The following is an 18,289-nucleotide window of genomic DNA, read 5'->3' on the forward strand; positions in this document are numbered from 1 at the left end:
ATTTCGCGAAAGCCAAATAACGCGGCGGGCCCCTGCTCGCCCTGAGAAAAGGAGTAGACCCATGTTGATTTTATCCCGCAGGGCTGGCGAATCCATCGTCATCGCCGACAACATCGTCGTCACTGTGATCAGCGTCACCAATGGCCAAGTGCGGCTCGGCATCGAAGCGCCCGCCGGCGTCATCGTCGATCGTGAGGAGATCCACCAGCGCCGCCACAGCAACCCTAAGGCCTCCCAGGTCGATCACTACACCCGCATGGCTGAGCAAGCTGGGGTGCAGCCATGAAGCGCCGCGAGGTCTCCCCTGCCGCCCTGCCCCAGATCGGCCACATGCTCGCCGGCGGATTCTACGCCGGCCGCATATTCTTCGACGGCGCCGAGTACGCGTTGATCGAGGCTGGCCGCGAGTACGAGTGCGCCGCGCCCTGGTGGGATCATTCCGGCCCGCGCCCGCGCATTCGGGGAGCTACACACCGCTTCGATGGCATGGCCAACACCCTGGCAATGAGCGCCGAGGGCTGCACCATCGCCACCAAGGTGCTGGGCATGAACATGCGTGGCACCTGGGGGTGGCATATCCCATCCATTGAGGAACTGCAGGTCATCCGCGCCAACCTGACTCAACTGGAGCCCTGGGACCATCGCATGTGCGCGCATGCACCGCAGGCCTTCGGGCACCACCAGTATTGGTCCAGCACCCAGAAGGCGAATGCTGCCACAGCATGGTTGATGGGCATGTATCCCTGGGCAATCCCGGACACGAACTGGGTCTCGAAAATTGCGGGCTTCCGTCCAGTCAAGGTTCTGAAGATCAAGGCGGAGGTATTTATCCACGCGCCACATTCGGACGAGCCAGACATCGTGGCGCGCAACCTGTCCGGACTTGTCGCCTGCCCTGCGATCGAGGCAGTGCTCGAGCGCTTCGTTAACGAGGACGCCGGGCGGTTCTATGGCCGCACTGATGAGCTGGTGGCCGAACTGGCACGCATCGGCGCCGAACAACGGACATGAGCAATTCGAGCATCGGCCTGCGCTTGCTTGCCTTGTACGCCGCCCTGCAGCGCCGTGAAACCACCTTCGGCGAAGTCCTGGCCATGGCCGCCGAGTGCGGCATTGATGGCCGCCAAGTGTTGGCCGATCACTTCAACCAGCCGGCAGTGATCGTCGGCAACTTGGAGGCATGACGTGACAGCTTTTCCGCCAAGCAAAAGCATGACGCGTCAGGAATGAGGTAAGCAGATGCGCTATTTGACCGTCAGGAAATTCGCCAGCGAGTCTGGCTACAGCGAGGACGCGATCCGCTCCAAGATCCGTGACGGCATCTGGCGGCTCGGTGAGATATGGAACAGGGCTCCGGATGGCCGGACCCTTATCGACGTAGTGGGGTATGAAAAATGGGTAGAGGCGGGAGGGGAGTTCGGGCGGTCTCCGATACGAGCATCGAGATCACGTTCATGTATCGGGGCGTCAGGTGCCGCGAGCGCATCACGCTCAAGCCCACCGCCACTAATCTGAAGAAGGCCGAGCAGCACAAAGCGGCGATCGAGCATGCGATATCGATCGGGCATTTCGTCTACTCGGTGACCTTCCCGGGTTCGCCTAGGGCTGCGAAGTTCGCGCCTGAAGCGAGCCGGGAGACGGTCAACGGATTTCTGACCAGATGGCTGGAAGCAAAAAAGAAACACATCGCCAGCAGTACCTTCGAAGGCTACAGGAAAATGGTGGAGCTTCGACTTGTGCCAGCTCTGGGCGATCACATGCTGGTCGACCTGAAGCGCAAGATCGTGCGCGATTGGCTCGATACTCTGCTGGTCAGCAACAAGACGCTTAGCAATATCCAGAGTTGCCTGCGTTCGGCTCTTAACGATGCGTGCGACGAAGAGCTGATCGAGGTCAACCCGTTGGCCGGCTGGACGTATTCCCGCAAGGAGGCGCCGCCGAAGGACGACGACGTGGACCCTTTCAGCCCGGATGAACAGGCCGCAATCCTGGGCGCGCTCAATGGTCAGGCCCGGAACCTGGTGCAGTTCGCTTTGTGGTCAGGCCTGCGTACGAGCGAACTGGTTGCGCTCGACTGGGGAGACGTTGACTGGATTCGTGGTGAGGTGGTTATCAGCAAGGCAATGACCCAAGCCGCCGGCGGTGTTGCGGAGGTGACGAAGACCTCTGCAGGGCGACGGAGCGTCAAGCTGCTACGCCCCGCGCTGGAGGCGCTCAAGGCCCAAAAAACTCACACGTTCCTGGCCGACCAAGAGATTTTTCAGAATCCTCGTACGCTCGAGCGTTGGGCCGGTGATCAGCCGATCCGGAAGACCATGTGGATGCCGGCGATGAAGAAGTCAGGCGTTCGATACCGACGGCCATATCAAACGAGGCATACCTATGCATCGATGATGCTGTCTGCCGGTGAGCACCCGATGTGGGTGGCAAAGCAGATGGGACATACCGACTGGACGATGATAGCTAGGGTATACGGCAGGTGGCTTCCGAACGCGACGTCGAGCGCCGGAACGGCGGCTGAAAATATGTTCGGCAAAGCTATAGGATAAGCACGACTTCAGAGACAATTTTTCCCATGTCCGGCAGAATGGCTAGGTCGCTCGAAACCTACACGCTGGAACAAGGAAGTCATGGATGCCTGAAAATTTTGAAGATTCTGCGGTTAGACATTTCGACGATGCAGAGATACTGGCAGCGGCGGGATCCATAGACGGTGCTGGACATCTGATAGGCTTCTCTGCTGAGTGCGGAATAAAGCATGGTATAAGAATTCTAATGTCAGAAACAGATCATGTGCACGGTCATTTCCCGGAGTTGGTAGATAAGGCTAAAAGAGCACTCACGCAACGACGGCAGACTGGGCTATATGGCATTTTGAAAAATAGGAATTTGCTGGAAAACTGGAAAGTAGATCTTCGTTACTCCAGTAATCACGCCATCGAAAAATCCGTTTATGAAGAATGGCGACGCCAAACTTACACCATACTCCATGCAGCTGGACTTAGGAGACGAAAATGATCCGCTACGATGACGCTCTACCGCTGCTGGTGGACATCCTAAAAAACAATATGCACGAAGGCTTTTTAGAAAATAATGTGGTATATCGCGATGCGGATGGAATACTTAGCGTGGTCATCCGTGAGTCCGTTGATTGTGAGCTACTAGAAAAAGTTGAACCCCTATTATCTTCAGTCGAAGGTTACATTTCATCTCCCGCTTTTCTGACACCGGATGACCTTTTCGACAATGATCTTAAAAATAAAGATCTGGATGATTGGGAGTTGGTTAGGCACGAAGGTAAGGCTACGTATGTCAGATACGTAGAAAAAAGGATAGTAGGGAGCGACTGGGTCCGGGGAGTTATTCCGAACAGCCTACCAGACGCCCCACCTATCATTGTATTTGCAAGTCTCAAAGGTGGGGTTGGCCGTTCTACCGCATTATCGGTAGCTGCTTTTGACTTTGCGAATAAAGGTAAAAATATTTTAGCGATAGACTTAGATCTTGAGGCGCCAGGAATAGGAAGCATATTATTAGATAATGATAACCTGCCTGAATTTGGAGCTCTAGATTATTATGTAGAGAGCGGCAGAAGCGATATATCCCACGAGTTCATAACCAAGCTTTCTGAAATCTCGTATACATGCGAAAACGGGGGAAGCGTACATGTAATACCAGCAGCCGGAAAACGCTGCCGAAGCCATCCAGAAAATGTAATTGGCAAAATTTCTAGAAGCTATCTCGAAACGGTCGAGGGAGAAAATTCAAAAACCTTTCTGGACAAGACTAGAGATTTAATAGCCTCCGCCTGCGACAACTCACAGTATGATGTAGTCTTCATAGATGCTCGAGCTGGGCTAAACGAAACTACAGCTGCAACTATCCAAGGTCTCGGTGCGGACATATTATTTTTTGGGATTGATACTCCACAGACTTGGGAGGGATATAAATATTTCCTCTCTCATTTGGCTCGTTATAAAAACAGAGCTAGCCTGGAGAGCGACTGGCGTTACAAAATTAAAATGATCCATGCTAAAGCTTTAGAAGGGCAGTCAATCGGCAAAGCGTTTAGGGATAATTCTTTCGAGCTATTTGCTAACTACTTATATGATGAGCTTGATGGAGACGAGGGTGCGGAAGGACTCCCTGAATCATTCAGCTTCGATTTAGATGATCAGTCAGCCCCGCATTACGCTTGGCCTATCTACATGTCAGAGTTTTTTTATGAATACAACCCTCAGTCTTCTGATAAACTACCCTCTGATGTAATAAATGCAATTTATGGTGAATTTTTAACTAGCCTTTATGACCGGGTCTTTTCAAATGGCGCTTGACGGATATATTTTAGATCGCTTGCGGGAAGTTATCTCCAAATTCGAGCCAGACTCTGCGAGCGATGCTGCCAAACCTCTTTCGGTTGAAGAAATTTTTGCCCCTGAGAGCCACCGCGAAGCGCTGGATATTGAGCGCGCTCTGGTAATCGGTAATCGCGGAACTGGAAAAAGCGTATGGTCAGGCGCCTTAGCTGACTCCGCTCTTCGCTTAAAACTTGCGGAGACCTATGAGAATGATGATCTAAAACGCGCAGATGTTGTACTTGGTTTCCATCAAAGTGCAGGTAAAGTTCCAGGGGTTGCACCATCACCAGGGACTTTGAACCTACTGCTAAGGAACCGTAGCGAACCGGAGAATATCTGGACGGCAGTTTTGATCCAAGGGCTTACACCTTTCGTAGGGTCTGCACCTGGCAAAGACTTACAAAAGATTATAAAGTGGATTGAGAAAAGCCCAGATAAAGCAGACAAATGGCTAATGGATGCCGATCTGCTGCTGGGTAAGAAAAACAAGAAGTTTTTACTTGTTTTCGATGCTTTAGACCGCCTAGGAAAAAGCTGGTCGGATATTCGACCACTTACTAAAGGAGCGCTTTCGCTAGCATTGAATATAAAAGGATATTCTAATATTCGTGCAAAAGTGTTCATGCGAACGGACCAATTTCAAGATCAATTTATATTCACGTTTCCAGATGCTTCTAAACTTAAAGCAGCAAAGGTCGAGTTAAAGTGGCATCATACTGAACTTTATGGCCTGCTTTATAATCGCCTCAAGAAAAACCAGCAGTCTTCAGGCGCTTTTGAGAAGCTATACTTGGCAGCAACGGGAAAAAAATTGCGCGCCTACTCTAAAATTGATGATCCCACTGAGCAGAAGGAAATCTTCAACATCATTGCTGGTGAATATATGGGGACGGACCATAGACGCGGTAGAACTTACACTTGGATAATAGATCATCTTGCAGACGCATTCCAAGAAACTACACCGAGAAACTTTTTGGTAACGTTACAGCGTGCGGCAAGAGCCCGGCAGAAGCCTCAAGATACTGTCATTGATCATCATGGAATCAGGGAGGGCGTACAAGAAGCCTCAGCGATACGAGTTGATCAACTTTCAGAGGACTACCCATGGATAAGAGTGGCGTTAAGCGATTTGGAGGGACTTGAAGTACCGTGTCTACCTAGCTCTTTCGTCCGACGGTGGAAAGATCGTAAAACTGTAGACTCAGTGATCAGTGCATCGGCCTCTGCTGCAGGTCCTATTGAACTAGAACGGCCGACCGGAGATAGAGAAGTCTTGCTCTTAGAATCACTAGTAAATATAGGCGTGATTGAGATAAGATCAGAAACGAGAATCAACATGCCTGATATATTCCGTGTGGCAGCAAAAATCAAGCGCAGAGGGGGAGTCAAGCCTCCGACAGCGTCCAGGAAGCAATGAGACAGCGCAACGGAATGACAGCTTTATGCCAGTCTTGGGCCTGCAAGCCGCGCAGATTAAGCCTTAGACGGGGGTTCAAATCCCCCCGGCTCCACCAAATGATCAAAAAAAGACGTCCACGGACGTCTTTTTTTGTGCCTGTAAATCACTAAAATCAATGACTTACAACGCCTTTGAGGGCCATAGTGGCTTTTTGAGTTCCAGAAGGTTTGGTATCCCAGGTGGTATCCCAGGCCACCCGGTGCTATTTTTAGGATACCAAAACGGTGCCGGAGGTAGTTCTCATGCCTACTCAAGCAACCCGTCTCTCCGATCGCCAGCTCAAGGCGGTCAAGGCAACTGGTAAAGACTTCGTCCTTAGCGACGGCTACGGCCTACGGCTTCGAGTACGCGCCAGCGGCTCGATGATGTGGAATTTCAATTACCGCGCACCGTTGACCAGAAGCCGTATCAATATGGCACTCGGTCCATACCCCGACCTCTCGTTAGCCAACGCCCGGAAGAAAGCCGAGAAGCGCGTGAGTTGCTCGCTCTGGGCATTGATCCCAAAGCTCAACGCGATGAGGTAAGGCAAGCCAAACTCGCTGAGACCGAGCACACCTTCGAGAAGGTGGCCACCGCCTGGTTCGAGCTAAAGAAGGACTCCGTGACGCCGGCATATGCCGAAGACATTTGGCGCTCGCTAACACTGCATGTTTTTCCAGACTTGAAAACAACGCCTCTCTCGCAGATCAGCGCCCCGATGGTCATCAAGCTCCTTCGTCCCATCGAAGCCAAAGGTAGTCTCGAGACAGTGAAGCGACTGAGCCAACGGCTCAACGAGATTATGACCTACGGGGTAAACTCCGGGCTGATTTTCTCTAACCCCCTCAGTGGTATTCGAGCGGTATTCAAGAAGCCCAAGAAAGAGAATATGGCCGCGCTACGACCCGATGAGCTTTCCGAGCTCATGATCGAAATCGCGAACGCCAGCGTCAAGGGGATCACCCGCTGCCTGATCGAATGGCAACTGCACACCATGACCCGTCCTGCCGAAGCGGCTACCACCCGATGGGCAGATATCGACTTCGACAAACGCATCTGGACCATCCCGCCGGAGCGCATGAAAAAGCGGCGTCCGCATACCATCCCGCTGACCGAACAGGCACTCGCGTTACTGGAGGCGCTCAAGTCCCTCAGCGGCAATAGGGAATACGTGTTCCCGGCAGATAGAAACCCGCGCACCCACGCCAACAGTCAGACCGCCACCGTGGCGTTGAAACGCATGGGCTTCCAGGACCGCTTGGTCAGCCACGGCATGCGCTCCATGGCCAGCACCATCCTGAACGAGCATGGGTGGGATCCGGAGCTGATCGAAGTTGCGCTGGCGCATGTCGACAAGGACGGAGTCCGAAGCGCTTACAACCGAGCGGATTACATCGAGCGCCGGAGTCCGATGATGGCCTGGTGGAGTGAACATATCCAGAAGGCGGCCACCGGCAGCCTGTCGGCATCGGCCATCAATCAAACCAGGGACCGTAACGTCGTACCGATTCGCTGAGCATCCAAAGGTACGCAACGCCGGCTACAATCCGTGTCGTGCAGCAGGGCGAAAGGAGCGAAGACTGTCGCTAAATCACTGGTATTCCTGCGCCTCTTCAGCCAAGCCCTTGAGTATGGGAAGGCTCCGCATCCCCATACTCAAGGGCTCACGCTTAAAAGGGTCTATCAAACAACCACGAGTTGCGCCTTTCTGCGACGGATCAACCCTGTTGTTAACGCATAGTAATAGACGGTCGCTGGTGCTGAGCAACGCAGATAGTGCTCTAAAAACCATCTGATGTGCTTTTCCTTCCAGGACCAAGGCGTCGCGCATCCCCAGCGCTCAAGAATCGCCTCGTGCATCCTTTCCGCTTGCCTGATGTGCCGCTGCCGCGTGGCATGCGCACCTTTGAGCACCGGGCTCAGAAACAATGCCATATCGAACTGGTTTTTCATCGATGACTTCCGATGTAGGCACTCACCACATCGATGCGGGTATGTCCCAACTCGTGACTGATCTGCTGTCGTGCACGCTGATCGAGTGCTCGATCCTCTTGATGAACACGATCACCATTAACGGGTGCGGGAAAACCGGTCAGTTGCTCATAGCGCTCACAGCCGTATGCCGCTCGCAGCTCATGAAAGCGTTTTAAACCTTGCTCATGCAGAAGGACCCGTGCCGGCCGCACGACTTTTTGTATAAAGTCTTTGTAGCTTTCATCGGGCGCCAACAAATTCAGACTGCCACTGGGTGAAACCTCACTGGATCTGTCCAGTGCCTCTCGGACTTGATCCGTGACCTTAATCCAACCCGGCGCAGATGCGCCTGATCGGCCGCCCTTAGTGCCGTCTTGGATATTGATCTTCCCCAGTCGCTGAGCCTCTCGTTGCAGTCGGGGCAGATCGGCCAGGATCGCTTCGCGCAGTCGCATACCGGTCTCCCGAGCAAGGAGCACAATGGCACTCACCCTCTCCTGCTGACGATCTGACAGCGCTTCCGCAATCAGCCTGACCTGCACAAGATCTTGGCCTTGCGGTGCCTCACTACGAACGCTTGAGCGCTGCAAGCCCAGCGCCTTGCTCGGACTGGGGATTTTGACGTACTGATCACCGCGCAGCGCGTCCAGCGTTCGGTTAACGCTGGACAGTCGGTTCTGCGCGGTGGCAATGCCGACGTTGCCCTGATCAACCTGCTCCCGCACGTGAACGGCGTACCGCATGAGCATCTCGCGGTCTATCTGGCGCGCGTCGTTGACCCTCGGCCCTTCATCGGATCGACACCAATGCACGAACGCCTGCCAGCAATCACTATGGGCTTTGACGGTAGCAAAATGGCCGTCGCCAAACAGGTCTTTCAGTGCTTGCGGTCCAACATAACTAAGCTGGCAACCGAAGCCAAAATTGCGCCCCGCTCGCTTACCGACCCGAGCCATTTTTCTGTTCCTGATCGACTGCCGCGAGATCATGCAAAAGGGTTCGCCAGTACGCACTTACAATCGCGAACTGAGCCCAATCAGTCGGGCGAAAACACAGCGTGTTCTCGGTGACGTAAAGATGCGCACCCTCCTCTTTCAACCATTGAATAATGGCTGTCGTAGAGGCGATAGCTTTATGGGTGGTGGCGACACTGGCGACAGCGGCGACAACCCTTGTCCTGCCTGGTTTTGAGCGTGGCGACAAAGTGGCGACAGTAGCGGCGACAAATCGCGCTTTGGGCTCCTTTTGACGCTGAGCCAGATGGTTGCGCAGCGCTTCATCAAGATTAAACATGGCGCACCTCGAAGGTGTGGCCATCAGTGATCAACCACTGATGATCAATCAACTCGACCAGCAGCTTGGCGGCATGACGACTGCTCTTGCGGGCAAAGCGGGGACCGTTGCGATTCAATTCACGAATACTGAAACGCTTCCAATCTTTGACCTGTAGACATCGCAGCAGCCGGTCTGCCTCCTCTTTTACTCGACACACCGGCTCCTGCTCAGTCAGGCGCTAGATCTCGTTGAGGTAGTAGCCGACTAAAACGGAGGCCCGTTGGATATGGTCGACCTCCACGACGCTGATCTCCTCCACAACTGAAAGAATGCCGGCGACGCGCAGCAGGTTATCTGCGGCTTTTGATCCGCTGGGCCGCACGCTGGCCAGCTCGCCAAACTCCCCCAGTTGAGCTTCGATAGCATCATGCAAGTCAATCCAGCGACGGCGCGCCAGCGGACTGAGACTCAGCTTTGACAGCTGCAAGGCTCCGTCAGCGGAAAGTGACCAAGGCTGATAAAATAGAGCCGAAAGGCGGTGATGATAGCGCTTGAGGGCGGCGTCTTTGGACAAGTCGACAGCCTGGTAGCTACGTTGCCCGGCTAGACTGGTTGGCCAGGTCATCAAGCAGCGCCCTAGAATGCCTTGCCCCTGCAGCAACAGATCACTGAGTAACTGCATGGCCAAATACGGTTGCAGCATCAGGTGGAGGCTCAAGCGTCGGTCATAGGCTCGCAAGCTTTCACCAACCATGGAACGCGCGCGATCTATCGGGCTGCCGTCCCAGAGTGACGACAAGGTCGTAACCGCTTTCAAACGGTTATCTCGACTCATGGTGCTGCTGCCGAGGAATTGTCCCCCTTCATCGCAGAACAACCCCATGCTCGGCAGGTCAGAGCAGAGCCCTTTGATCAGCGCTTCAATAGTTGGGTCCGTGGTAATCAGCCTCGGTGCAGAGGGCTCCGCTTCGAGCGGTACACCGTTCGCGGAGTCGGGATCGCCAGGCTTGATACGCTGCGCCTGTCGCTGTGCGGCACGGTACCGGGCAAGTTGTTCGCGATAGCGCTGCCACTGTTTACGCTCCCATTGCAGAGCCGGCAGCAATGCACATCGGTCTGCGGCGGTCTTGCGATCCCCTGGCGCGGCCACCGTGATCAGGTACAGCGACAGGGGATAATTTCTCCCGTCGAGCTCTAAGCCCGCATGACCTTGAGTGGCCGGCGCCGAAGCAGCCAGCATCGATTGTGCAGCCAATGCCTGGGGCACACCGATGACCTCGGCCGTGTGTTCGACTGCAGGCCCAAGAATCCCACCCAGTGCCTGCACTAGATAAGGCTGGGCCACGGGATTCAATTCAATCAGCGGTCGAGGTGGATGCGATAGTTCAAGCTTCGGATCTAACTGCTGCATGGGCCCTCTCCTCGTCATTGCTGGTCGTCCTCACGTAGTCCCGCCACGGCTGTTGAGTGTTATCAGGGATCAAGGCCCCTGCGGCCTGTGAGGTGTTCACTGACACGGAACGAACGGCTCCTTACGACCGGGAGCAAGGGCATGACCCATGAATCTGGCCTCCTTAGACGCATCCGAAGATACGGGCGGGTGAAGGCGGTGCCGACTGACGAGTTCGGCACCTAGAGATCCTGGGTGAGAGAAGGCCCCAACATCGACACCTGGGGCATGCCTGACTGTCAGTCAGGTGCAGCCTTTCCATAGGCTGCGGCACCGGTGGCTGTGTCGTTGTGGATGGCGACGAATCAGATTTGTCACGCCGATTGTCACGAGGAGAATTGCGGCAATGCCATGTAAGACGTGGCTTGCAGCAGTGGTACGAGCGCCCGTCTCTTTCCAGGAGAACGAGACGGGCGCAGTCTGGCGCAGCGAAGTGTGCCGAAAGGTGAGGTTGCTGCAACGCAGCGAGATAGGTCCATCGCATGCCGCAGTGGGCAGATAGGTCGAGTGAGCACCCATCACTCTTGGGGAGTGACCGTGCGAGCCGCCGGACGCTAATCGCACTTCGGGAGAACCACCACGCAAGTGACGTAGCCTTGGAGGTTCTGGCTACCTGGGCTGGTGCTGTCAACGACAGCGATCCGTTCGCCAATTTTTATACCCGCTCGAAAAGGCGGTCAAGCGTCACGCCCAACGTGCTCAGGAAGTGGCGACTGTCGCCACTTATGTCGCCACGCTCTAGGCCCCGTGCTGCATGGGTTGTCGCCGCTGTCGCCGCTGTCGCCACGCCTACATCCATGTCCAACGAAAAGATTCGCACACACATTGAAATGGCACTGCGCTCGATAGAGATTGCAGGGAATTACTCACGGGTGAAGCAAGCGTGGCGTTAATCAAATTTGAAAATGAGAGGGTGGAACGCGGCGGCTTCGAAACAAAGCGAGTGAACCCTCCGATCGGCGCGATCAAAGATCGCTTGATCGAAGGGTTTGGTGGGAAAAGCAAATCTCTCAACGTCAATTACAGACCCAGGCATCAAGGCGGGTTGATTGGGGAGTGAAGGCCTCACCACCAGCCGTGCGACGTAGAATGTGTCATTTGTGTTACCTAAAATCGATGCGAATGCATGCAATATGCTTGCTTGCAGGCTAACCAGCCACTGGTTTCCATTTGAGACGAACAGCTAATACTTGTAATGGCTATTGCGTGCCTTTTAACAGGCCAGAATAGACAAACGACAAACTATTGATTAGCTCTGAAACCAGGCCATCCAGAATTAATGGAATACTTTTGAATTGTTCTAATGAATCAGATACTACTAAATCTTTGATTTCATCGTATGACATTATGTCAGTTATCTTTTTCGTTGAGATGGCTTCTGATCTTGAGTTTTCGATTGTTTGCAAAACACATAGGTTTTTACTAAAGAAGCCAGCTTGGTGAGCCACTTTGTTTCTAGGCGCTCTTAGATGCTCTATTGCGCCCTCCATGCTTTTTAATATATCAAGAGATCTTGGTGAAAAAGTAGATAGCTCTTTGTGAACTTTCCTGTTGCCGCCTAATTGCTCAATTTTACTATTCTCCATGAGCATGGTTGATCCGGCCAAGAGGTAGGAGCGGTCTATTACGCTGGTCAGCCTAAGTAAAAAATTCTCAATATGAAAGGTATGATGCTCGGAAAAATTATATTTTGAGTCCGCGTATGTTTTTTTACTCAAATATTCAATAGCGATATCTATATTCTTAAAAGAATTGTCAATTTCCGCAACCCTATTAAATACATCTTGAGCGTATTGCTCCATGGCCGATGCATTGTAAGTTTGATCCCCTTTAGATAGCGCAGATAATTTTTTAAAAAGTGATGCGGTAATCAAAGAAAATAATTGCTTGATATTTGGGTTCTCGGAATGCACAACCATGATCCTTCGGCACATAACAGTTGGTTACGGAATGGATTATCACAAACCCCAGCGAATGAAGTGCGTGTGTTTAATCAGCTTTTAGCACTTTAGCTTCTGCCTGGCCAGCATGACAAAGCTCTGATGTAAGTCATAACATTCTGTGGCTTTTTCATTTAGCTCCCTTAGCGCTTGGTATACGTGCTCGGGATAGTCCCATGCGCCCCTGCAACTATCTGGAATGCAAGAAAACATACCTCCACCATTGAGGTCGTATGAATTCACCCCAAGAAAATAGGTAAACGTTCGGCACTTCCTCCACAATTCCGTTCGCCTTCCCTCAAGTTCTTTATCGAGAAAGTGATGCTCGACATTATCCCAGTTTTCAACGAATTTGTTTATATCTGTAAGGTTTATTTCGTGGTAAGAGCCGCCGAGGTCGTGATCCCGAAGAAATGGAACGGTGTATCCATTTGATGGGAAATCTTCTAGAAATTTTCTGAAGAGAGCGGTGTCAATCAACTGCCTTTCTCTGCTTTCTTCTAGAGCAAACTCAGATGTTTTTTGCAACAGAAATTTATTTACCAAATTATGCATTAACGCGAGAGCAATAAGCCCCAATCCTACTAGCGGCTCAACGGAACTTGATTGAAGCTCGGCAAGCGTGAAGTGTTTGCCACTGTTAAGGTTAACCGTATCCACCAGGAAATTATAAAAAATCTCTTTGAGGGCAGTAGGGGTTGCCAGTATTGTTCCACCTAGCAACGCGATATACCAAGTTAGTTTATTGGTGAAATCAGGGAACAGCCAGTAGTTGCTTGCCTTTTTTATCAGCTCTTTTATTTCTTCTTTTGAGAACACCGCGCATTCAACTCCGTATGGATGCTAACTATAGGTAAACGACACAAGCGGCATAATAGCTTATCCCATCTGTGCTAGATAGTTTTTTCCCAGCTTTGCGTAATTCCGCGTCCGACTTGAGTGTCGGGCCAAAAAAGTGCGACATGACTTTTGAGCACATTACTGATCTATCAGCAGCATGTCCATTGTCTGCGTTTGGTCGTCCTCTGCCTTTAGCAAATATCAAATGCACTACGCACGCAACTCCGAGATAAGAAAAGGCAATGGGTATACATTGGAGAGAGCTGAAAGGCCAGCTTGCGCTGGCCTTCCTTTTTTACTGATCGAAGCTTGCCAGCAATTCGAGTTCGTATTCGGCGTCGGTAAAGAAGTCATCAGCGCCAGCACGATCGCTGCGGAAGCTCTGCATCATATCGCCGCAAGTTGACGAACCATTCTTAAGGGCATCAGAAATCGCGGGTTTACAGGAGTCAACGCCATCTCGATGTCCGTTGCTATAGCCGATCACGCTTCCTATAGCCAGCCCTATGAGGTAACCACTGGATTCACCATCCCCGTAACCCTGTGCGTAGCCTGCAGTGAAAGCTACTTTGGCTGCGGGTTCGCCATGTTCCCGCCACATGGCCTCCATTTGCTCTGGTGTCATAGCCACATTTCCCATAAGACACTCACAATCGGAACTCTGGCGAAGGTGAGTGCTGCTCCGTCCAGAATTCCTGAGCATAGTACAACCCTGAACTGCCTACCAGCACTGGAGCTTGCGAGGTGTCTAGAGAATACGGGGCGATTCACAAAGCTTTTTTCTTTCCTCTGCTAGCTGTAATTGAGTCTGCTCGTGATGCATATATCACGAGCTTTTAACCGCGACCCTAGTTGCTCCGCCGTGTTCAGTCACTCGTGGCCGACATCTAAGCTTTACGGCACCCTTTGAGAACGACTCGTCAGTGGCCTTGCTTGACCAGACGTAAGCCTCGCCGGCCTTGAGCAGAGCCATGCGCTCGGGAGTCAAATTGGCCAATGCGGCGTTGGCTTTCTGAATGTGTTTTAGCCAGGCGGGTGAGTTGAATTTGTGCATTATGATCTGGGTGGATAGCTCAATCAGGCTGACAGGAACAGATGGTGGATCTTGACTCGCCACCATAATGCTCACGCCCTTATGGCGCATTTCGCGTACAACTTCGATAAGCCCCGCAACAAGGTCTGGGCTTTCGATATACTTGTGGGCCTCATCGAACACCACCAGCTTGTTGAAGCTACGCCCCTCGATTCGCGCTTCTGCAAACAGCTGCAAGAGTACGACGAAAAGCCCAAGAGCCTGGTCCTTCTCGATGTACTCATCTCGAAGGTCCACGATGATCAAGCGACCAGGCTTGACCACTTCGGTGAGCGAAGCTGAATCGTTGATGTATTCGGCAGCCAACTCCAGACGCATTCTGGCCAGTTCTTTCAGATGCTCCGGGATTGACGACGCTTCGACACCGGCTCGCAACCCTTCCAGTGTTATGTCATCGCGCATGGACTTCATGATGCGCATGATCTGACGAATGTAGGTGGCCTGATTGCCCACGGCCCCCATCAGAAATTTCCAGTGCGAGGCCTTCAATTCCGATGCAGAGAACTGCAGCGGCAACACCTCAATGTCCGGATACTCCGCGCGCCGCTCTTCGATTTTGTCTGCGGGTACAAGCAGCAAAACATCAGTCAGAGCTTTCGGCTCTGCGCCGTACACCTTCTTCAGCGCTCGGACCTGATCCTCAACGCTATTGGCACCTACCATCGACGTAAACTCGGGCTTATAGTCCATCGTCGGGCTGTAATGGAAGATCACCGTGGACAGCGGTTCTGGTAGACAGTTTATGCCTGGGATTGGCAAAGAGGCCATCTCCGCAACACTCCCCAAGGTATAACTCTTCCCGCCCCCTTGAACACCGAATAGGCTGATAGTGTGGGTCTGATTCAGGTCGAGTGCGACCTTGCGCCCAGATACTTCGCCGAGCAACCCGTATTGAGGCGTTGATCCGGTCGTGCCAAGCATGATGTCGTAGGCGACCCGGCCATTGATTGGCTGAGCAACTTCAGACGAAGGAACTGGGGCTTCGGTGACCATGGGCGTCGCCACCTTATCTTCGTCTCGCACAGGCGCGGGCTTGGAGTCAGCGATGGCAGGTTGCTTCGTCTCTGGCATTGTGATCGGCGGCTGACGCGGTTCAATCACCTCTAAGACCACCATCACGGCCGGCTCTGGTTCCCGCACCTGCGCTGTGGGCGTGAAATTTGACGGGCTGTACGAAATTCGTGTCCTGTCGTCCCATGCCAGAGTTCTATCACGAGGCGGACTCAAGAAAGCAGCGGTCTCAAAGGTCGGGACAGCTGGTGCAAAAGTCCTGCGACGTAGCAATTCTTGGGTCACCTCGCGCGCCGTATCGGTGGATCGAACACTCGGCAAGCTCGCCATGGTCTCGGTGTCGATCACTGCTGCTTCGACCAATTGGCGAATCAGGTCGCTGCCGATGCGGTAGAACTCGATGCCGTTCTCATGTTCAGCCGGTTCCGTGCCCGGTTTGCTGAAGTCGAATACCACAGCGCTTCGCGTGAACTGCAGTGTGTAAGACCGCTCATCCAAGCGGCGCAAGAAGAAGTGCGCCTCTTCCGCAGCTTCAGGCAAGACAACGCCGTAACGTTCCGAGCGGTCCAAATAAAATCCCAGCAAAGCTGCCAGGTCACGGTTTTTGATAGGGCGATCCGGACGATCTACTTCTGCCAACTTAGGGTCGAAATGGTAGGCGATAACGTGCTCCGTCTGCGCGATCTGGTCAGCAATGGATGCCTTTAATTGCGCATATGCGGCCATATCACCAACCTGGCTGTAGCACTTCACCTCGACCAGCCTGCAGGTCACGACACGGCTCATTGGATCAAGGTCGAACAGTGCAAGATCAGTTCGCCGGAAACTGACCTCGTCTCCCATTTCCTCAGCGTTCTGACGAATGGCCTTGTACAGCTCCAGGTGAGCATCCAGGGGCACAACAACCTGGTTCTGAAACACACCTTGATGTTCAAGAAACAACCGTGAAAGGGCGAGCCCCATCGCCTCCGCTCTTTGCGAAGACGACGACAACAGCTTCAGGGCCAACCGGCCAGATAGCGAGCGAAGCTGATCTAGCATCACCAAGGCATGACTGCCTGAATTTGGGAGGCCGTATTCGCCTAAGATTGGCACCAATAATGACTCAAGCTCTGCCACTGAGCGGGAGGTGATTGCCAATCGATGGCCCATCGCATTTGCCATGTCAGGCGAGTGATCAATCAGATAGTCAGGGCGAGTTGAGTGCCGTCGATGGTCAAAAAACTCGATGCCCAGGTTCCGATCAATAGTGAGCACCCAATCGCTAACTTCATGCACCTGATGCAGCATCGCGCGCTCGTCGGCTGACAAGCTCAACGCCACCACCGGCCGTGCATGTGGTAAATACTGGCTACGCGCAATGGTCGCCACGGCAACCGAAAACGCACGTGAGATGCCTCCCATCAGATCTGACAAGGCATCAGCCCCCTCGATTGGCCGTGCCACCCCATGCAGCGGGCGACGAAGCCAAGTGATGGATTGCTCATCTTCCAGGTAATCCACCTCGAAGGGCTGGACAAGTCCATGGACGAATGAAGAGTCATCCGAGTCCCGAACGTCTACAGCACGCATTTCCTCAGCCGGAAACAAGTCAAACAAAAATGACAAATGCGCGGGATGCAAATCAGGCTCGTCGCGGAACTCCTTGATGGCGCGGATCGCCAATCGCAACTTGGGGTGCAGGTGACTATCAGTCGGCGTGGAGAATGCGTCCGCCTCCTTCGCGCTAGTTCCCGAGTCAGGGGCCAGCAATTCCAGCAGCGCCTCTCCCGTTGAAGGAACCGCCGGATCCGGCACGAACAGCCTAATGTCGTACCGAAGATCGGCAAACTCGGAATGACGCTGCAGTGCAAGTAGCACTTCAGCCAAAGCCATCGCCCGTCCCGAATTGAACGCGTTGATCGTCAGCGTCTCAACATACGGGTGCTGGATCAGATAACGCTGCACCCGAGCCGCCAAGTAGGTGCTATCGATGGTCGCACCGCCAATTGCTGGCTCGGGCAGCCCCAGTGCGGCGCACACCTCACCAACCAAACCACGCGGGTCTTCTTCGTCGGTCGCCGCGTACAGCGACCAGAATGGGTTGATGTTATCCACAGCCAGCGCCGTGCGTCCAAGCTCCTCACAGAAAGGCAATACAGGTGGAAATGCTGCAGGCGAAAGCTGATTGAGAACAGCTTCTCGAGTCGGCACCACATACTCGCGGCCACTCGCCTGGCTGCGCTCCATCCAACGCTGCCCCAGCTGGCTCCAGGCGACATGCCAGTTGGCACGAAGAGGATGCGTCGGGCCCAGAAGTACGGCGTCACGCCGCCTACCCTGATAATCCTCCAGGACCAAAGCAACTGAATCAATGGTGAGGGCGCAACGCAACTCTTCAAAAGCCGAGCGTGCAATGACGGCATCTGTTGAGCCACATCGAACCAACACAGCATCAATCCAAGCCAGGTAGGCTGCCGCATAGTTCTGAGCGGGCTCTTGCAGGCTCAGAAGGTCCCTGGCCTGCATGATCAAGCGCTGATCGCCTTGCAAGACTGCACCAAATAGGGTTGCCCGGGACTCTCGAAACCTCGCTGCTTCATCCGAGGTCGGCCATTTAAAAGAGATCGTTGATCGCGTGGCAGCGCCGGACGCGTTGATCGACAGCCTCAATCGATTGAGGCCATCCGGGTCTCCAAGAAAGGCTCGTTCCAGGCCGGCCAAGACGGCAGACACCAAGACATTCGCTTTCCCTTCTTTTCCCAGCCGGACCTCCAGGGTCTCGCCGCTGGCTGCAGTTTTGCTGCTTCGCTCCACCCAAGCGCATCCCGTGATCGAGATAGAACTCGGGTCTCGATCCTGACTTACAGCAGCAAAGCGCGCGCGCAGCAGCGCATGCATCAAGCTTGGCTCGCGCGGCACAGCTCG

15 protein-coding genes and 2 pseudogenes are annotated in these 18,289 nt (G+C 53.5%); 9 read left to right on the plus strand and 8 right to left on the minus strand.

All coding sequences use genetic code 11. The annotated features are described in order from the left end of the window. Positions 1-61 precede the first annotated feature (61 nt). The 8 genes and pseudogenes from csrA to ABMD26_RS08280 all read left to right on the plus strand — a co-directional run bounded on the left by csrA (position 62) and on the right by ABMD26_RS08280 (position 7,315). Complete coding sequence (gene csrA, locus ABMD26_RS08245) at positions 62-286, plus strand: carbon storage regulator CsrA (RefSeq protein ID WP_354308963.1); 225 nt, start codon at positions 62-64, stop codon at positions 284-286. Further along, entirely contained in the window at positions 283-1,011 is a 729-nt protein-coding gene (locus ABMD26_RS08250) for a hypothetical protein (protein ID WP_354308965.1), read from the plus strand. Before csrA ends, ABMD26_RS08250 begins: the two co-directional genes overlap by 4 nt. Continuing rightward, a complete protein-coding gene (locus ABMD26_RS08255; RefSeq protein WP_354308967.1) occupies positions 1,008-1,184 on the plus strand; it encodes a hypothetical protein in 177 nt (58 codons plus the stop codon). The genes ABMD26_RS08250 and ABMD26_RS08255 overlap by 4 nt, the downstream gene beginning before the upstream one ends. Before the next feature lie 210 nt (positions 1,185-1,394). After that, complete coding sequence (locus ABMD26_RS08260; protein WP_354308969.1) at positions 1,395-2,549, plus strand: tyrosine-type recombinase/integrase; 1,155 nt, start codon at positions 1,395-1,397, stop codon at positions 2,547-2,549. An 85-nt stretch (positions 2,550-2,634) separates the two neighbouring features. Beyond that, positions 2,635-3,018, plus strand: a complete 384-nt coding sequence (locus ABMD26_RS08265; RefSeq protein ID WP_354308971.1) for a hypothetical protein — start codon at positions 2,635-2,637, stop codon at positions 3,016-3,018. After that, positions 3,015-4,334 carry a KGGVGR-motif variant AAA ATPase gene (locus ABMD26_RS08270; protein ID WP_354308973.1) on the plus strand — a complete coding sequence of 440 codons (1,320 nt, stop codon included), beginning with the start codon at positions 3,015-3,017 and terminating at the stop codon, positions 4,332-4,334. The genes ABMD26_RS08265 and ABMD26_RS08270 overlap by 4 nt, the downstream gene beginning before the upstream one ends. Further along, complete coding sequence (locus ABMD26_RS08275) at positions 4,324-5,775, plus strand: hypothetical protein (RefSeq protein WP_354308975.1); 1,452 nt, start codon at positions 4,324-4,326, stop codon at positions 5,773-5,775. The genes ABMD26_RS08270 and ABMD26_RS08275 overlap by 11 nt, the downstream gene beginning before the upstream one ends. 284 nt (positions 5,776-6,059) lie before the next feature. Continuing rightward, positions 6,060-7,315, plus strand: a pseudogene (locus ABMD26_RS08280) (integrase domain-containing protein). Between the two features lie 167 nt (positions 7,316-7,482). Here ABMD26_RS08280 and ABMD26_RS08285 read toward each other — a convergent pair. The 4 genes and pseudogenes from ABMD26_RS08285 to ABMD26_RS08300 all read right to left on the minus strand — a co-directional run bounded on the left by ABMD26_RS08285 (position 7,483) and on the right by ABMD26_RS08300 (position 10,459). Next, positions 7,483-7,752, minus strand: coding sequence for a hypothetical protein (locus tag ABMD26_RS08285; protein WP_354308977.1), 270 nt, complete (start codon positions 7,750-7,752; stop codon positions 7,483-7,485). After that, positions 7,749-8,729 carry an integrase domain-containing protein gene (locus ABMD26_RS08290; protein WP_354308979.1) on the minus strand — a complete coding sequence of 327 codons (981 nt, stop codon included), beginning with the start codon at positions 8,727-8,729 and terminating at the stop codon, positions 7,749-7,751. Before ABMD26_RS08290 ends, ABMD26_RS08285 begins: the two co-directional genes overlap by 4 nt. Then, a complete protein-coding gene (locus ABMD26_RS08295) occupies positions 8,713-9,066 on the minus strand; it encodes a hypothetical protein (RefSeq protein WP_354308981.1) in 354 nt (117 codons plus the stop codon). Before ABMD26_RS08295 ends, ABMD26_RS08290 begins: the two co-directional genes overlap by 17 nt. Further along, a pseudogene (locus ABMD26_RS08300) lies at positions 9,059-10,459 on the minus strand (YfjI family protein). Before ABMD26_RS08300 ends, ABMD26_RS08295 begins: the two are co-directional and overlap by 8 nt. A 922-nt stretch (positions 10,460-11,381) precedes the next feature. Here ABMD26_RS08300 and ABMD26_RS08305 point away from each other — a divergent pair. Further along, positions 11,382-11,558 (plus strand): hypothetical protein, encoded by a 177-nt coding sequence (locus ABMD26_RS08305; protein WP_354308983.1) that lies wholly within the window; start codon positions 11,382-11,384, stop codon positions 11,556-11,558. A gap of 139 nt (positions 11,559-11,697) precedes the next feature. Here the strand turns inward: ABMD26_RS08305 and ABMD26_RS08310 are convergent, their stop codons facing one another. The 4 genes from ABMD26_RS08310 to ABMD26_RS08325 form a co-directional block, all read right to left on the minus strand. After that, positions 11,698-12,411 carry a hypothetical protein gene (locus tag ABMD26_RS08310; protein ID WP_354308985.1) on the minus strand — a complete coding sequence of 238 codons (714 nt, stop codon included), beginning with the start codon at positions 12,409-12,411 and terminating at the stop codon, positions 11,698-11,700. An 87-nt stretch (positions 12,412-12,498) separates the two neighbouring features. Then, a complete protein-coding gene (locus ABMD26_RS08315) occupies positions 12,499-13,257 on the minus strand; it encodes a hypothetical protein (protein ID WP_354308987.1) in 759 nt (252 codons plus the stop codon). Between the two features lie 316 nt (positions 13,258-13,573). Continuing rightward, complete coding sequence (locus tag ABMD26_RS08320) at positions 13,574-13,903, minus strand: hypothetical protein (RefSeq protein WP_354308989.1); 330 nt, start codon at positions 13,901-13,903, stop codon at positions 13,574-13,576. Positions 13,904-14,104: 201 nt separating this feature from the next. Then, positions 14,105-18,262: an ATP-binding protein gene (locus ABMD26_RS08325; RefSeq protein ID WP_354308991.1), complete on the minus strand. Its 4,158-nt coding sequence runs from the start codon at positions 18,260-18,262 to the stop codon at positions 14,105-14,107. Positions 18,263-18,289 lie beyond the last annotated feature (27 nt).

Source organism: Pseudomonas sp. PvP001 (assembly GCF_040546375.1).
Lineage (GTDB): Bacteria > Pseudomonadota > Gammaproteobacteria > Pseudomonadales > Pseudomonadaceae > Aquipseudomonas > Aquipseudomonas coleopterorum.